Below are 15,599 nucleotides of genomic sequence, written 5' to 3' on the forward strand. Positions count from 1 at the left end.
TATTCGATCGCCGTTGCGGCCCCTACGCGGCCCCGCCGCATCGCCCCACAGCCGGCAGGTCTAGCCTCCGCATGTGGACAATTCAACCTTTGGAGACGCACCCGCGGGAGCCGAGGCCGACCACCGTCGCAGCCGGCCGCGGGTGGGCCACATCCAGTTCCTGAACTGCCTGCCCCTCTACTGGGGCCTCGCCCGTACCGGCACCCTGCTCGATCTGGACCTCACCAAGGACACCCCGGAAAAGCTCAGCGAACAGCTGATCCGCGGGGAACTCGACATCGCGCCGGTCACGCTCGTGGAATTCCTGCGCGCCGCCGATGACCTGGTGGCGTTCCCGGATCTGGCGGTCGGGTGCGACGGCCCGGTGATGTCCTGCGTGATCGTCTCGCAGAAGCCGCTGGAGCGGCTGGACGGCGCCCGCATAGCGCTCGGGTCGACCTCGCGCACTTCCGTCCGGCTCGCGCAGCTGCTGCTGGCCGAGAAGATCGGGGTACGGCCCGTGTACTACACGTGCCCGCCGGACCTCGGTCTGATGATGCAGGAGGCGGACGCGGCGGTGCTGATCGGGGACGCCGCGCTGCGCGCGAATCTGCACGACGGGCCGCGGCTGGGCCTGGAGGTGTACGACCTCGGCCAGATGTGGAAGGACTGGACGGGGCTGCCGTTCGTCTTCGCCGTCTGGGCGACCCGGCGGGATTATCTGGAGCGCGAGCCCGTCATGGTGCGGCGGGTGCACGAGGCGTTCCTCGCCTCCCGGGATCTGTCGCTGGAGGAGGTCACCAAAGTCGCCGAACAGGCGGCGCGCTGGGAGAACTTCGACGAGTCGGTGCTGGAGCGTTACTTCACCACGCTGGACTTCCGCTTCGGGGCCGATCAGCTGCGGGGCGTCGCGGAGTTCGCCCGGCGGGTCGGGCCGACGACCGGGTTCCCGGCGGATGTGCGGGTGGAGTTGCTGGGCGGGTAGCCGCCTGGGCGGAACCGTCCCGGCAGCGCGCCCCGGGCGCCGACCGGGGCCCCGCTACGCCGACGGCTCCGGGCCCCGGAGCACCTTGCTGATCGCCTCCAGGGTGGACTCCCGCATGCCCTGGACATAGCCCCTGGCGTTGTGGCCGCCGTCCTGGATGATGTGCAGATGGGCCTTGACCGGGCCCTTTCCGTACTCCCGGACGAAGCGTTCGAGGTTCTGCCGGCCGCTTTCCCGGGTGCCGGTCTGGAACTGGAGGTGGACGTCGGGCGCACCGGGCCGGGCCGCCAGCGCCTTGGCCAGCCGCTCCGGGTCGTTCGCCTGCATCTCCTTCTCGTGGCCGCGCCAGAGCGGTGAGTCCGGGCGGGTGTCGGGGCCGCTGGCGATCACGGCCTTGAAGCGGTCCGGGTGCTGGAGGACCTGCTTGAGGCCGACGAAGCCGCCCGAGGAGGAGCCCATGAAGGCCCAGCCGTCGCGTGACGCGTAGGTCCGGAAGTTGGCCTTGACCAGGTCCGGGACGTCGTCGGACATCCACGTCCCCATCTTCGGCCGACCCGGGATGTCGCTGCCGTCGTAGTAGTGGTCCGCGTCCGGGTTCAGTACCGGCATGACCACGATGAACGGCTTGCTCTTGCCCTGGGCCGCCAGCTCGCTGATCGTGCTCTGCAGCTTGAGGTCGGTGCCCATCCAGTAGTTCATGGGATAGCCGGGCCCGCCGGGCAGCGCGATCAGGACCGGGAAGGCGCTCTTGCGGTACCGCTCCTCGTAGTACTCCTTGGGCGCCCACACCCAGACCTTGCCGGTGAACCCGGACTCCTTCCCGTGCAGCGTCGTGACGCCGATCTTGGTGCCGTCGTCGAGGGTGTTGGCGATACGGAACTCCGCCTGCGGGCCGGTCGGCATCCGTACGGAGGCGTCGCCGGAGCCCGTCGATGCCCGGCCGTTGCCGCCGCCGTCCGGGCCGGTCCGGTTGAACGACATCGGCTCGCCGTTGTCGGAGAAGACGTCGAAGTGGTTCAGGACGAGGACGGCCGTCAGGCCCAGGACGGCGAGCAGGCCGCCGGCCAGCCACAGTCGCTTCTTCGGGCGGCGTCCGGCGCGGTACTCCCGTCGCGGGCCGTAGGGGGGCACTGCCCCGGGAGGCTGGTGCATGGACGTACTCCGGGCGGTCACGCTGCCGCGATGGGCAGGTTGGTCGACTTGCTCCCTGTTTGATGCGGAAAGCGGGGTGGAGGTTTCCCCGGACCGGGCATGACATGGGTCATAGGGTGGATGCGCCGTGACGAGGGGGAGGCAAGCCATGGAGCCGCTGGCTGGGGACGACCCACGGGCCTTGGGCGGGTACCGGTTGCTGGGCCGGCTCGGCGCGGGTGGCATGGGCCGGGTCTATCTGGGGCGCAGCGCGGGCGGCCGGACCGTCGCGGTGAAGGTCGTCCATGCGCATTTCGCCGCCGACGACCAGTTCCGGGCCCGGTTCCGGCGGGAGATCGAATCGGCGCGGCGGGTGGGCGGCGCCTGGACCGCGCCGGTGCTGGACGCCGATCCGGAGGCGGCCGCGCCCTGGATCGCCACCGGCTATGTCGCGGGCCCGTCGCTCTCGCAGGCGGTGAGCGAGGTCGGGCCGCTCGCCGAGCACTCCGTACGGGCCCTGGGCGCCGGGCTGGCCGAGGCGCTGGCGGCGGTGCACGCGCTCGGGCTGGTGCACCGGGACGTCAAACCGTCCAATGTGCTGCTGACCCTCGACGGCCCGGTGCTGATCGACTTCGGGATCGCGCGGGCCACCGAGGGCACCGCCTCGCTGACCTCGACCGGAGTCTCCATCGGCTCCCCCGGCTATATGGCGCCCGAGCAGATCCTCGGCAAGGGCACGGCCGGCGCCGCCGATGTGTTCTCGCTCGGCGCGGTGCTGGCGTTCGCGGCCACCGGCGCCGGCCCGTTCTCCGGGGACAGCTCGGCGGCGCTGCTCTACAAGGTCGTCCATGAGGAGCCGGAGCTCGGGCCGGAGCTCGATGGCGAACTGCATGAGCTGGTGGTGGCCTGCCTCACCAAGAGCCCCGCGGACCGTCCCGCCCCTGAGGTGCTCGCGGCGCGGCTCGCGGAGGAGCGCGGTGGTGGCGCCGCGGAGCTGGTACGCGCCGGCTGGCTGCCGGGAGTGCTGGTGGAGCGGGTCAGCCGGCAGGCGGTGGAGCTGCTGAACCTTGACGCGGGGGAGGGGGCGGAGCAGGGCGGGGCGGCGCGGGCGCCGCTCGGTGGGGCGTTCGGGCCGCCGGATCCGTCGTACGAGGCGACGCAGCCTTCGGCCGGGGCGGGGAACGGGGCGTACGGGGCGGGAGCGGCCGGGCGCGTGGCGGAGGCGCCGGGGTACGGGGCGGGTGCCGCGCGGACGGGCCCGGCGCACCCGGGGCCATCACACCCTGGGCCCTCGCGCCCGGGCCCGTCCTCCGAGGCGCCGCCGCAGGAAGCCGTGTCCGGGCTGGTGCCGTTCGACGCGCAGGTGCAGGGGCCCGCCGTCACGGGGCCCGGCATAGCGGGGGCAGGAGGTACGGATGGGGGTGCCGCTGGACAGGCGCCCGGGGCCGCCGGGCCCGCGATCCCGGCTCAGCAGCCCGGCCCTTCCCCAAGCTCTCAACTGCTCCCGCACGTTCTCGACTCCGCTCGAACAGGGGGGTCCCCCATGCGCAGGGGAGACCCCCATCCCGCCCCCTGGCCCGTCGCGGGGGCGTCCTCCGGCGGCCCGGCTCCCGCGCCGGGCGGCCCCGGGGCGGGAGCATCCGGCCCCGCCCTCGCCGATCTGCCGACCGGGGCCCCGGCCCCCAAGGAGCGGCGGATCGCACTCACCGGGGCGGTCGGCGGCAAGGATCGGCCGCGCCGGGTCAGCTGCTCGCTGGTGCTGTCGGTGGCCGGTGCGCTGGCCGCCGCGACCACCGCCGCGTTCGTCTTCCAGCTGCTGCCGGGCCGGGGCGGCGCCGACAACGCCGCGGAAGGGCCGCCGTCCGGGAGCAGGCCGACGCCCGGGGCCGCCCCCGAGAACGGGGACACCCGCGCCGAGGCCGCTGTCGCCAAGGGCTTCCTGGGCGCCTGGAAGGGCAGCGTCCGGACGCGGAGCGGGATCCCCAACGGGACCATGACCAGCGTCATCAAGCCCGGCGGCAAGGGCGACTACGTCATCCACACCACCTACGACGCGGTGCTGGTGGTCTGTGAGGCGAAGGCGAAGCTGGTGCGGTCCACCGCGACCAGGCTGGTGCTCACGGAACGCGCCGACGGCAAGCAGGGGCCGGGCTGTACCGGCAACCAGTCCACCGTGACCTACACCCTCCGCAAGGACGGCAAGATCGGCTTCACCTCGGACGACGACGCGGGCGGCACGCCGAAGGCGACGCTGACGAAGAGCGACTGACGAAGAGCGACTCACGAAGAGCCGCGGCTGAGGGCGGACGCTCGCCCCGGCCGCCACCACGGCTGTCGGACCCCTGGCGTACGCTGGATCGGTCGTTGAAACGCGTGGTTGTGCACATAGCGCGCGTCGTTATGTGCGTGATGCCTCGTGATGTCCGCCTCATGTCCGCCTCCGAAAGGGACGCCCCGGTGACCGAGAACGCCGACCTCCAGTCCGTACTCGACCGCGCCGCGCAGGGCGGCCGCATCACGCCGGAGGAAGCGCTCGACCTGTACCGCTCCGCGCCGCTGCACGCGCTCGGATCGGCCGCCGACGCCGTACGCCGCCGCCGCTACGCCGGCACCGAGCACATCGCGACGTACATCATCGAGCGCAACATCAACTACACCAATGTGTGCGTGACGGCCTGCAAGTTCTGCGCGTTCTACGCCCCGCCCAAGGACACCGCCAAGGGCTGGACCCGCGACCTCGACGACATCCTGCGCCGCTGCGCGGAGACCGTCGAACTGGGCGGCACCCAGGTCATGTTCCAGGGCGGCCACCACCCGGACTACGGCGTCGAGTACTACGAGAAGCACTTCTCGGCCATCAAGAAGGAATTCCCCCAGCTGGTCATCCACTCCCTCGGCGCGTCCGAGGTCGAGCACATGGCCCGGATCTCCAAGGTGTCCGTCGAGGAAGCCATCCAGCGCATTCACGCCGCCGGGCTCGACTCCTTCGCGGGCGCCGGCGCCGAGCTGCTGCCGGCCCGTCCCCGTAAGGCCATCGCCCCGCTGAAGGAGTCCGGCGAGCGCTGGCTGGAGATCATGGAGGTGGCCCATGGGCTGGGCGTGGAGTCGACCTCCACGATGCTGATGGGCACCGGCGAGACCAACGCCGAGCGCATCGAGCACCTCCGGATGATCCGCGACGTCCAGGACCGTACGGGCGGCTTCCGCGCCTTCATCCCGTACACCTACCAGCCGGAGAACAACCATCTGAAGGGCCGTACGCAGGCCACCCTCTTCGAGTACCTGCGGATGATCTCCATCGCCCGGCTCTTCCTCGACAACGTCGCGCACATCCAGGGCTCCTGGCTGACCGTCGGCAAGGAGGCGGGCCAGCTCTCCCTGCACTACGGGGCCGACGACCTGGGCTCCGTCATGCTGGAGGAGAACGTGGTCTCCTCGGCGGGCGCCAAGCACCGCTCCAACCGCCTGGAGCTGATCGACCTGATCCGCAAGGCGGGCCGGGTCCCGGCGCAGCGCGCGACGACGTATGAGCACCTGGTCGTGCACGACGACCCGGCGAACGACCCGATGGACGACCGCGTCGTCTCGCACATCTCGTCGACGGCCATCGAGGGAGGCACGGCGCATCCGGAGCTGAAGCTCGTCGAGGCGAACTGAGCGACGGATGCTGACGCTTCACCGGGTGCGCGGTGTCCGGCTCGTCGACGACGGCGAGTTGGCGGCCGGGTACGCGGTCGTGGTCTCCGGCGACCGGATCGCGGCCATCGGCCCGTACGAGCAGCTGTTCGCGGAATACGGGAGCAGGGCGCGGGTCCGCGAGTGGGACGGCGTGCTGACGCCCGGACGCCATGAGCCGGACGGCGCCGCGCTGTTGGAGGCCGTCTACCACCCTGATCCGCGCGAGGCGGACGAACTGGGCACCGAGCCGGTCAGGGGTGCGGCGCTGGCGGCCCTCGACATGACGGAGGCCCGCTGGGGCGCCGGCGCCCGGCGTGGGCTGCAACGGCTGCTCGGGTGCGGAACGACGACGCTGACCGGGCCGTTCACCCGGCCCGCGGTCCGTACGGCCGTCCAGCGGTCGGGGCTTGTGGAGCTGCCCGGGCTCGTGGGGCGGTCCGGGCTGGTGGGGCGGTCCGGAGACCGTCTACCCGGGGACCGTCCGCGCGCGCTGGCCACCGGCGGTGTGGCGAACTTCGCCGTTTTCGCGGAGGACGGCAGGTGTCTGGCCACCGTCCTGGCCGGCCGGCTGGTCTTCCGGCGGCGCTGAGGCCCGACGCTCCGGGATCCGACGCTCCGGGATCCGACGTTCTGGAGCGAGCGCCCTTCTCAAGATCGAGCAGCCCCTTCAAAGACGTCGCCGCCAAGAGATCGTCAATGCGGTCCCGTCGCATGTCAGGGCGGCGTCAACGGAAGGGACCGGGACATTCCCACCGGCATGATCGTTGCTGCGGGGACGGCCGGACCGGCCGCTCACGATGCACTGCACCGCTGCATCGCACGGATGTTCTGAGGGGAGCATACGGCCGTCCCCGCCCCCGTCCCCGTCCTGCGTTCCGCCGTGGGGTGTGCCCGGTGCGGGCCCGGCTCCCGCACGGTGGACAATGGGCGGGTGACCCGAGCAACCCTGGACAAGCAGCCGCACGAGGTCGCCGCGATGTTCGACGACGTGGCGGCGCGGTACGACCTCACCAACGACGTGATCTCCCTGGGGCAGGCCCGCCGGTGGCGCAGGGCGGTGGACCGGACGGTGGTCGCGCGGCCCGGCGAGCGGGTACTCGACCTCGCGGCCGGCACCGGCACCTCCTCGCTCCCGTTCGCCAGGACCGGGGCGTATGTCGTGCCGTGCGACTTCTCCGTCGGCATGCTGGGCGAGGGCAAGAAACGGCATCCGTGGCTGCCGTTCACCGCGGGGGACGGCACCCGACTGCCGTTCCGGGACGAGGTGTTCGACGCCGTCACCATCTCCTTCGGGCTGCGCAACATCCAGGACACGGACGCGGCGCTGGCCGAGCTCTACCGTGTCACCAAGCCCGGCGGCCGGATCGTGATCTGCGAGTTCAGCGAGCCGACCTGGGCGCCGTTCCGGACCGTCTACACCGAGTACCTGATGAGCGCGCTGCCGCCGGTCGCCCGCACGGTCTGCAGCAATCCGGACGCCTACGTCTATCTCGCCGAATCCATCCGAACCTGGCCCAACCAGCCGGAACTCGCCGCCAGGCTGCAGGGCGCGGGCTGGACCAAGGTCGCCTGGCGCAATCTGACGGGCGGTGTGGTGGCCCTGCACCGGGGGACCAAGCCGGCCGGCTGAGGGCGTCCGCGGGGGACGGCCCGCCAGGACAGCCGTCCCCAGGGACTCGCTGGCGTAACGGCCCTCCGCACCTCCCTTCACGGGGCGTGCATCACCGGGAACCATGCGTACGACAGCCGTTGGCACGCCACCACCTGTTCCCGTCGGGCCGCCACCGGTTCCCGCGGCGCCCACCGCCGAGCCCGGCGACGAACCCGGCGACGGTTCCCCGCCCCCTCACACATCGAGCCGTCAGCAATGCCGCCCGCTTCCCCGCCGGCGTGCTCACCGTCTCGGTCTGCCACGTCCCCAGCCGCCCGGTGTGCCGGTGCAGCGCGTCCTCTTCGCTGGCGACAGGCAGCTCGACGTCGAGCAGTGAGGCGTCCACAGTCTTCACAGACTCGGACTTCACGGGCTTCATGGGCTTCACGGGGCGTCACAGGCTTCATGGGCCAACCCTTCAGGTCTTCGATCACCAAGGCCCCATAGACTGCTCATGCCCAGTGCCGGTCGGCACCCAGCTTTCCAGATATCGACTTCCGGGAGACAGCGCCGTGACCGAGTCCGCGTCCGTGACCACACCCCGCTCAGAGCACAGCGCGGATGTGATCGTCGTCGGTGCCGGGCCGGCCGGCTCGACGACCGCCTACCACCTCGCCAAGGCCGGACTCGACGTCCTCCTCCTGGAGAAGACCGCGTTCCCCCGCGAGAAGGTCTGCGGCGACGGCCTCACCCCCCGCGCGACCAAGCAGCTGCTCGCGATGGGCATCGACGTCTCGGAGGAAGCGGGCTGGCTGCGCAACAAGGGCCTGCGCATCATCGGCGGCGGTTCCCGGCTCCAGCTCGACTGGCCGGAACTCGCCTCCTTCCCCGACTACGGACTCGTCCGCAAGCGCGATGACTTCGACGAGCAGCTGGCCCGGCAGGCCCAGAAGGCCGGCGCCCGGCTCTACGAGCGCTGCAACGTCAGCGGGCCCGTCATCAACGAACTCACCGGCCGTATCGAGGGCGTGCACGCCAAGCTCGGCGAGGCCGGGTCCGACTCACGGGACACGACCCCGGTCACCTTCCACGCCCCGCTCGTGGTCGCCGCCGACGGCAACTCGACGCGTCTGTCGCTGGCCATGGGCCTGCACCGCCGCGAGGACCGCCCCATGGGCGTCGCCGTACGCACCTACTTCACCTCGCCGCGGCACGACGACGACTACCTGGAGTCCTGGCTGGAGCTGTGGGACCGCCGCGGCCCCCAGGACCGTCTCCTCCCCGGCTACGGCTGGATCTTCGGTATGGGCGACGGCACGTCCAACGTCGGCCTCGGTGTGCTGAACACCTCTGCCGCCTTCAAGGAGCTGGACTGGCGGGAGATCCTCAAGGCGTGGTGCGCCTCCATGCCCGCCGACTGGGGCTACACCCCGGAGAACATGTCCGGCCCGATCCGCGGGGCCGCCCTGCCCATGGCGTTCAACCGCCAGCCGCACTACACCAAGGGCCTGCTGCTGGTCGGCGACGCGGGCGGCCTGGTCAACCCGTTCAACGGCGAGGGCATCGCGTACGCCATGGAGTCCGGCAGCCTCGCCGCCGAGGTCATCGTCCAGGCACACGGGCGCGCGACGTACACACAGCGCGAGCTGGCACTGGAGCGCTACCCGAAGATCCTCAAGGACACTTACGGCGGCTACTACTCCCTCGGCCGCGCTTTCGTGAAGCTCATCGGCAACCCCAAGGTCATGAAGGTCGCCACCCAGCGCGGCCTGACCCACCCCCTGCTGATGCGCTTCACCCTCAAGATGCTCGCCAACCTCACCGACCCGACGGGCGGCGACGCGATGGACCGCATCATCAACGGCCTGAGCAAGGTCGCGCCGAAGGCGTGACAAGGGGCGCGAGGAAGGCGCGACGGGGCCGATGGGTTTCGCCAACCCCTAAGGGCAGGTGCCGGGCGAGCCCCGACCCGCTCACTCCTCCTCGTCGGGGCTGCGCCGCATCAGGAGGTAGCCGCCGCAGCCCGCGACCGCGAGGGCGGCGCCGCCCGCGGCGATCAACACGGTGTTGCTCCGTTCCATGGAACCGCCGACGCCCGCACGCATCTTGCCGTGCGGTGTCTTGGCCTCGGCCCGGGTCCGGGCCGTGGCGCTCCACCGCTTGCCGTCCGGACACCGGCCCTCGATCCCCCACTCGGCCTGCCGGCCGGCCTGGCCGGCGCGGCCGGAGAGCTGGGCGATGACCCGGCCCGAGCCGCGGTATGTGCTGGTGCCGCCCTGGCGGTTGAGCGAGAGGCTGCCCTTGGCGAGGACCTGGCCGTAGCCGATGACGGTGCTGGGCAGCACCGCACGGTGCCCGCTGTCGCACATCACGGTGACGGTGATGGTCCCGCCCGGCCCGACGACCTCCGGGCTGACCGACGCGGACGGATCGGCGGACGCGGAGGGGGCGGCGACGCCGAGGGCCATGGCCGAGAGCGCGGAACCGACCAGGGTACGGCTGACTGGACGCATGGGGGTTCCTCCAGGAGTGCGGTTGCGGAGTGGTGATCCGCGAGCGTTAAGGCAGTGTCTTCGCGGCTTTTTCCGGTCTTTTCGCCGTCTTTTCGCTGTCTCTTCCTGGTGCCATGTCAAAGCAGCGCTCCACGGCCCGCACGTCGAGCCGTGCTCGGGGTTGGTCCGAAAGGGAGTCGGGGCGGGCCTGGGGAGGGGAGTTCGCGCACGTCCGCTGGCGTGTCGCGAGTGGCGCGGTTCGCCTGTTTGGCGCAGCCCGTTCGCTGCGCTTTGCCTGGGCCAGCTGGGTTGCTCGTCGTTGTCGGCTGTCCGCTGCGCTTTGCCTGGGCCGAGTTGTCCCGCCGTTTCGGTCGCCCGGCCGTGGGGGCGCCTGCGGCGGGCGTGCGCCCCACGTTGTCGGCTTTCCCGCCGTGTGGGTGTTTCGCCGTTGCGCCTGCGGCGGGCGTGGGGTTTTTCGGGTGCGGTGACGGGCCTCCGGACTCCGTCCTGCGGCCCGTGCCCTCCCGACGGTGGGCGAAAGAGGCCGGTGGGGGCGTGCATCGAGTGTCAGCTGTCTGTGATCCGGCTACGTCGCATCCCGTCAGGTCGCCCCGGAAGGCAGACCGTCCATGCCTCCCGCAGTGAACCCCCTCGCGCCCCACGCCGTGAATCTGGCCGAGAAGCTGTCGTTGTTCAGCGAGCTCTGGTCGCAGAACTGCCCCAAGGCGGACGAGGAGACCGCGTTCCTGCCGCTGGAGCCGGCCGGAACGCCGAACACCGGCGACATGGGTGGTGACCGGATCCGCCGGTGACGACGCTCGACTGACACGCTCGACTGACACACGCAAAGGGCCGCCCTTCCCAAGCGGGGGGAAGGGCGGCCCTCGGTAGCCGCGTATTTCAGGCGCTGCGCAATTCAGGCGCTGCGCACGCTCATGCGCTCTGCACGCTCATGCGCCTGCACGCCTACGCGCTGCGCTCGCTCACGATTCCGTGCGCGGCGGTCTCAGAGGACCCGTACCGCGCCGGTCGGCTGGTCGTAGCTGAGCGGGCGCTCGACGATGCCGGTGCTGGAGTTCTGCGCGCCGATGAAGTTGCCGTCGCCGACGTAGACGGCGACGTGGTAGGCACTGCCCGCGCTGCCCCAGTACAGGATGTCGCCGACCTGGAGGTTGCCCAGGCCGACCTGGGTGCCCCTGGTCGACTGGTTCTGCGAGACGCGGGGCAGGTCGATGCCGATCTGGCGGAACGCGGCCTGGGTCAGGCCGGAGCAGTCGAATGCGGAGGGGCCGCTGGAGCCCAGCACATAGGACTTGCCGAGCTGCGCCTTCAGGAAGGAGACCAGGGTCGCGACGCTGCCGGAGGCGGTGGAGCTCGACGGCGCGGACAGGGTGGTGCGCTCGGCGGAGCGCGAGGCGCGGGCCTGGGTGGCCTCCTCGGCCTTGCGTGCCGCCTCCGCCTTCCTCTCGGCCTCCGCCTTGGCCTTCTTCTCGGCGGCGGCCTGCTTCTTCTCCGCGACCTCGGCGGCCTTGGCGGCGGCGCTGTCCTGGAGCGCCTGCCGCTCGTAGGAGACCGCGACCTGCTGAGCGGTGTCGGCGCTCTTGGCGGCGGTGGTCGCGAGCGCCTCCGTGATGGTCGGCAGCTCCTGGGTCTCGGAGGCCGGCTTCTCGGTGGCGTTGGCCGGCATGGAGGCGCCGGTTACTGCGAGCGTGAGGAAGCCACCGGTCACGCCCGCGCGCAGCGCCCGCGAGGACGCGGAACGGCGGGGCTTCCGGTGGCTGGGTATGAGTGCGTTCGGGGACATGGCACCACGGCTATCAGGAGCCGGAGGTTGCTGCCAACAAAGGTGGAGTGCGCCACACTTGACGCGTACGCGCCGAATAAATCGGGCATTTGACTGTCCGTTGAACCGGAAGCGCGATGTCCGAATTTCGCGATCATGTTCCTACGCATGGCATTTGCTGCCCGATGCGGGCTCCGGAGGCGCCTACCACCTCTGCGCGCGCCACGCCAAGGCTTCCCAGCCGTCAAGGACTTATCGCTTCAAGTCGCGTGGGATAGGTCACTCGTGAGTGCCCGTTATGTTCCCGTTATGCGCCCGTGACTCGTGCGGAGCCGACGCGCCCAAGGGGGAGGCGCGCCGAGCTCCCGGACGGAGGGTGCGCCGTGCCCGCGAGTGACGGTGAGCGGTGCCCATGTGAGGCGGCGGGGCGTCGGCTTGCCGTCGGGTGTCGATCGCTCCCGACGGGAGATGCCGATCGTCCGCGAACGGAGTCGCGCGTCGTTCGTGCACGGCGGTACGCGCCGCTCGTGAAGGGAGGCGCGCACCGACGATCACGGTCGGATCGCGAGCCGACCACGCCTTCAGCCGCCCCTCCTATAGCAGTTGTGGCGGTCCAACGCCAATTTGCCTCCACGGTCAACCACTTGATATTGGCCAACCTGTCCTGACCAGCGCCGACCCGCGTGATTGTCACCTCTCGTGATCACCCGCGCGCTTCGTGTATGAAGATCACTGCTGATCCGACTTCATGATCGTTCGCCGGGTGGTGGAGATCACAAAGGCACTGCTCGACCCCGTGTCGCAGATCACAGGCCGACGGGCATAAGATGCAGTCGGCTTGGGCTTGTGAACTGCCTCACATAGCGCGATCTCCATGGGGGGCGGCCACGGAGCCCGAGCGGACCGCCATCCAGTCATCGTCGACTGAAGGGAGCGAGGACGGTGAACGCTTATGCGCCCATCCTCGTACTGGGAGCCCTCGGAGCAGGCTTCGCGATCTTCTCCGTGGTCATGGCCGCGCTCGTCGGGCCCAGGCGCTACAACCGGGCGAAGCTCGAAGCGTACGAGTGCGGAATCGAGCCGACCCCGCAGCCGTCCGGCGGTGGTCGTTTCCCGATCAAGTACTACCTGACGGCGATGCTCTTCATCATCTTCGACATCGAGATCGTCTTCCTCTATCCCTGGGCCGTCACCTTCGACGCCCTGGGGCTGTTCGGGCTCGTCGAGATGCTCCTCTTCGCGCTCACCGTCTTCGTCGCCTACGTCTATGTCTGGCGTCGTGGCGGCCTGGAATGGGACTAAGGGGCCACCAATGGGAATTGAAGAGAAGCTGCCGAGCGGCTTTCTGCTGACCACCGTCGAGCAGGCCGCGGGCTGGGTGCGCAAGTCCTCGGTCTTCCCCGCGACCTTCGGGCTGGCCTGCTGCGCCATCGAGATGATGACGACCGGCGCCGGGCGCTACGACATGGCCCGCTTCGGTATGGAAGTGTTCCGCGGCTCGCCCCGGCAGGCGGATCTGATGATCGTGGCCGGCCGGGTGAGCCAGAAGATGGCGCCCGTGCTGCGGCAGGTCTACGACCAGATGCCCAACCCGAAGTGGGTGATCTCCATGGGGGTTTGCGCCTCTTCGGGCGGCATGTTCAACAACTACGCAATCGTGCAGGGCGTCGATCACGTCATCCCGGTCGACATCTATCTGCCGGGCTGTCCGCCGCGGCCCGAGATGCTCCTGGACAGCATTCTCAAGCTGCACCACAAGATCCAGAGCGGCAAGCTCGGGGTCAACCAGCAGCAGGCGGCCCGCGAGGCCGAGGAAGCGGCGCTCAAGGCACTCCCGTTGATCGAGATGCCCTTCTCGACCGAAAAGAAAGGGCTGCCGCGGTGAGCGAGCAGGACGACCCGAACGCACCGGACCAGAACGTCCCGGCGCAACAGCGCGGCCACGCCGATGAGCTGATCGCGACCCGCCGCGGCATGTTCGGCCCCGCCAACGGCGGTGACACCTCCGGCTACGGGGGGCTCGTCCGGTCCGTCCGGATGCCCGGCGCGACGCCGCGGCCGTACGGCGGCCCGCGCGCCGAAGGCGCGTACGGAGAGTTCGACGAGATCGCCGACGAGCTGGAGGGCGCCCTCGACGAGCAGGGCCTGGTCCCCGAGAACGTCATCGAGAAGACGGTCGTGGACCGCGACGAGCTCACTTTCCATATCGCGCGGGAGTACCTCCCGGCCGTCGCCAAGATCCTCCGCGACGACCCGGCGCTGCGCTTCGAGCTGTGCACGGGCGTGAGCGGGGTGCACTTCCCCGGCGATCAGGGCCGTGAGCTGCACGCCGTCTACCACCTGCGCTCGATCACCCATAACCGGCTCCTGCGGCTGGAGGTCTCGGCGCCCGACGCCGATCCGCATGTGCCGTCGCTGGTGAGCGTCTATCCGACCAACGACTGGCACGAGCGCGAGACCTACGACTTCTTCGGCCTGGTCTTCGACGGCCATCCCGCGCTCACCCGGATCATGATGCCCGACGACTGGCAGGGCTTCCCGCAGCGCAAGGACTACCCGCTCGGCGGCATTCCCGTCGAGTACAAGGGCGCCCAGATCCCGGCTCCCGACCAGCGGAGGTCGTACAGCTGATGACATCCCCCACCACTCCCCGCGAGACCACCGAGGGCGCCGTCTACACCGTCACCGGCGGCGACTGGGACGAGGTCGCGGACGCGGCCCGCACGTCCGACGACGAGCGGATCATCGTCAACATGGGGCCGCAGCACCCCTCCACGCACGGTGTGCTCCGGCTGATCCTGGAGATCGACGGGGAGACCGTCACCGAGGCCCGCTGCGGCATCGGCTATCTGCACACCGGCATCGAGAAGAACCTCGAATACCGGACATGGACGCAGGGCAGCACGTTCGTGACGCGGATGGATTACCTGATGCCCTTCTTCAACGAGACGGCCTACTGCCTGGCCGTGGAGAAGCTGCTCGGTATCACCGACGACGTCCCCGACCGCGCCACCGTCATCCGCGTGATGCTGATGGAGCTCAACCGGCTCTCCTCCCATCTGGTGGCCATCGCCACCGGCGGTATGGAACTGGGCGCCACCACGGTCATGATCTACGGCTTCCGGGACCGTGAACTCATCCTCGACATCTTCGAGTTGATCACCGGTCTGCGGATGAACCACGCCTACATCCGTCCCGGCGGCCTCGCCCAGGACCTGCCCCCGGGCACCGTCGACCAGGTGCGCGGCTTCATCAAGAAGATGCGCAAGAACATCGTCGAGTACGACAAGCTCATCACCGGCAACCCGGTCTTCAAGGGCCGCATGGAGGGCATCGGCCACCTCGACCTGGCCGGCTGCATGGCCACCGGCGTCACCGGGCCCATCCTGCGCTCCGCCGGACTGCCCCACGACCTGCGCAAAGCGCAGCCGTACTGTGGATACGAGAACTACGAGTTCGAGGTGCCGACCGCCGACACCTGCGACGCCTACGGCCGGTTCCTGATCCGGCTGGAGGAGATGCACCAGTCGCTGCACATCGTCGAACAGTGCCTGGACCGGCTGGCGCCGGGCCCGGTGATGGTCGCCGACAAGAAGATCGCCTGGCCCGCACAGCTGGCCCTCGGTCCGGACGGCCTCGGCAACTCCCTCGACCACATCAAAAAGATCATGGGCACCTCGATGGAGGCCCTGATCCACCACTTCAAGCTGGTGACGGAGGGATTCCGGGTCCCGCCGGGACAGGCGTACGCCACCGTGGAGTCGCCCAAGGGCGAGCTGGGCGTGCATGCGGTCAGCGACGGCGGCACCCGCCCCTACCGGGTGCACTTCCGTGATCCGTCCTTCACCCATCTGCAGGCCATGGCGGCGATGTGCGAAGGCGGCCAGGTCGCCGACGTCATCGTCGCCGTCGCATCCATCGACCCCGTGATGGGAGGCGTCGACCGGTGACCACCGCATC

Annotated in this window: 14 protein-coding genes; 11 read left to right on the forward strand and 3 right to left on the reverse strand. The window is 70.3% G+C overall.

Annotated elements, in window-relative coordinates:
* The first annotated feature begins 73 nt into the window (after positions 1 to 73).
* Complete coding sequence (locus K9S39_RS24565) at positions 74 to 964, forward strand: menaquinone biosynthetic enzyme MqnA/MqnD family protein (protein ID WP_248865494.1); 891 nt, start codon at positions 74 to 76, stop codon at positions 962 to 964.
* A 54-nt stretch (positions 965 to 1,018) separates the two neighbouring features.
* On the opposite strand, the gene K9S39_RS24570 is transcribed toward K9S39_RS24565, so the two are convergent.
* The gene (locus K9S39_RS24570; protein WP_248865495.1) at positions 1,019 to 2,116 is read right to left on the reverse strand and encodes an alpha/beta hydrolase; all 1,098 of its coding nucleotides are present in this window, start codon (positions 2,114 to 2,116) and stop codon (positions 1,019 to 1,021) included.
* Positions 2,117 to 2,264: 148 nt separating this feature from the next.
* On the opposite strand from K9S39_RS24570, the gene K9S39_RS24575 reads away from it, so the two are divergent.
* The 5 genes from K9S39_RS24575 to K9S39_RS24595 all read left to right on the forward strand — a co-directional run bounded on the left by K9S39_RS24575 (position 2,265) and on the right by K9S39_RS24595 (position 9,256).
* Positions 2,265 to 4,364, forward strand: coding sequence for a serine/threonine-protein kinase (locus tag K9S39_RS24575; protein ID WP_248865496.1), 2,100 nt, complete (start codon positions 2,265 to 2,267; stop codon positions 4,362 to 4,364).
* A 188-nt stretch (positions 4,365 to 4,552) separates the two neighbouring features.
* A complete protein-coding gene (mqnC, locus tag K9S39_RS24580) occupies positions 4,553 to 5,752 on the forward strand; it encodes a cyclic dehypoxanthinyl futalosine synthase (RefSeq protein WP_248868942.1) in 1,200 nt (399 codons plus the stop codon).
* Between the two features lie 7 nt (positions 5,753 to 5,759).
* Positions 5,760 to 6,362, forward strand: coding sequence for a hypothetical protein (locus K9S39_RS24585; protein WP_248865497.1), 603 nt, complete (start codon positions 5,760 to 5,762; stop codon positions 6,360 to 6,362).
* 342 nt (positions 6,363 to 6,704) lie between these two features.
* Positions 6,705 to 7,403, forward strand: a complete 699-nt coding sequence (locus K9S39_RS24590) for a demethylmenaquinone methyltransferase (RefSeq protein ID WP_248865498.1) — start codon at positions 6,705 to 6,707, stop codon at positions 7,401 to 7,403.
* A 533-nt stretch (positions 7,404 to 7,936) separates the two neighbouring features.
* Positions 7,937 to 9,256, forward strand: a complete 1,320-nt coding sequence (locus tag K9S39_RS24595) for a geranylgeranyl reductase family protein (protein WP_406708007.1) — start codon at positions 7,937 to 7,939, stop codon at positions 9,254 to 9,256.
* Positions 9,257 to 9,337: 81 nt separating this feature from the next.
* On the opposite strand, the gene K9S39_RS24600 is transcribed toward K9S39_RS24595, so the two are convergent.
* The gene (locus K9S39_RS24600; protein WP_248865499.1) at positions 9,338 to 9,877 is read right to left on the reverse strand and encodes a hypothetical protein; all 540 of its coding nucleotides are present in this window, start codon (positions 9,875 to 9,877) and stop codon (positions 9,338 to 9,340) included.
* A gap of 608 nt (positions 9,878 to 10,485) precedes the next feature.
* Between K9S39_RS24600 and K9S39_RS24605 the strand changes: the two genes are divergently transcribed.
* Positions 10,486 to 10,668 (forward strand): hypothetical protein, encoded by a 183-nt coding sequence (locus K9S39_RS24605; RefSeq protein ID WP_248865500.1) that lies wholly within the window; start codon positions 10,486 to 10,488, stop codon positions 10,666 to 10,668.
* Between the two features lie 194 nt (positions 10,669 to 10,862).
* Here the strand turns inward: K9S39_RS24605 and K9S39_RS24610 are convergent, their stop codons facing one another.
* Positions 10,863 to 11,660: a C40 family peptidase gene (locus tag K9S39_RS24610; protein WP_248865501.1), complete on the reverse strand. Its 798-nt coding sequence runs from the start codon at positions 11,658 to 11,660 to the stop codon at positions 10,863 to 10,865.
* Between the two features lie 921 nt (positions 11,661 to 12,581).
* Between K9S39_RS24610 and K9S39_RS24615 the strand changes: the two genes are divergently transcribed.
* From K9S39_RS24615 to K9S39_RS24630, 4 genes are read left to right on the forward strand one after another with little or no spacing between them, the layout of a single operon-like run.
* The gene (locus tag K9S39_RS24615; protein ID WP_248865502.1) at positions 12,582 to 12,941 is read left to right on the forward strand and encodes an NADH-quinone oxidoreductase subunit A; all 360 of its coding nucleotides are present in this window, start codon (positions 12,582 to 12,584) and stop codon (positions 12,939 to 12,941) included.
* A gap of 10 nt (positions 12,942 to 12,951) precedes the next feature.
* Positions 12,952 to 13,524: a NuoB/complex I 20 kDa subunit family protein gene (locus K9S39_RS24620; RefSeq protein WP_248865503.1), complete on the forward strand. Its 573-nt coding sequence runs from the start codon at positions 12,952 to 12,954 to the stop codon at positions 13,522 to 13,524.
* Complete coding sequence (locus tag K9S39_RS24625) at positions 13,521 to 14,270, forward strand: NADH-quinone oxidoreductase subunit C (RefSeq protein ID WP_248865504.1); 750 nt, start codon at positions 13,521 to 13,523, stop codon at positions 14,268 to 14,270. Before K9S39_RS24620 ends, K9S39_RS24625 begins: the two co-directional genes overlap by 4 nt.
* On the forward strand, positions 14,270 to 15,589 hold the full coding sequence (locus K9S39_RS24630; RefSeq protein ID WP_406708008.1) for an NADH-quinone oxidoreductase subunit D: 1,320 nt from the start codon (positions 14,270 to 14,272) through the stop codon (positions 15,587 to 15,589). The genes K9S39_RS24625 and K9S39_RS24630 overlap by 1 nt, the downstream gene beginning before the upstream one ends.
* Positions 15,590 to 15,599: the final 10 nt, after the last annotated feature.

The organism is Streptomyces halobius (genome assembly GCF_023277745.1).
Taxonomy (GTDB): domain Bacteria; phylum Actinomycetota; class Actinomycetes; order Streptomycetales; family Streptomycetaceae; genus Streptomyces; species Streptomyces halobius.

Bases quoted from the DNA above. Each gene is read 5' to 3' on its own strand.
- K9S39_RS24570 (WP_248865495.1), bottom strand. From the start codon at position 2,116: ATGCACCAGCCTCCCGGGGCAGTGCCCCCCTACGGCCCGCGACGGGAG.
- K9S39_RS24575 (WP_248865496.1), top strand. From the start codon at position 2,265: ATGGAGCCGCTGGCTGGGGACGACCCACGGGCCTTGGGCGGGTACCGG.
- K9S39_RS24585 (WP_248865497.1), top strand. From the start codon at position 5,760: ATGCTGACGCTTCACCGGGTGCGCGGTGTCCGGCTCGTCGACGACGGC.
- K9S39_RS24600 (WP_248865499.1), bottom strand. From the start codon at position 9,877: ATGCGTCCAGTCAGCCGTACCCTGGTCGGTTCCGCGCTCTCGGCCATG.
- K9S39_RS24605 (WP_248865500.1), top strand. From the start codon at position 10,486: ATGCCTCCCGCAGTGAACCCCCTCGCGCCCCACGCCGTGAATCTGGCC.
- K9S39_RS24610 (WP_248865501.1), bottom strand. From the start codon at position 11,660: ATGTCCCCGAACGCACTCATACCCAGCCACCGGAAGCCCCGCCGTTCC.
- K9S39_RS24620 (WP_248865503.1), top strand. From the start codon at position 12,952: ATGGGAATTGAAGAGAAGCTGCCGAGCGGCTTTCTGCTGACCACCGTC.
- K9S39_RS24630 (WP_406708008.1), top strand. From the start codon at position 14,270: ATGACATCCCCCACCACTCCCCGCGAGACCACCGAGGGCGCCGTCTAC.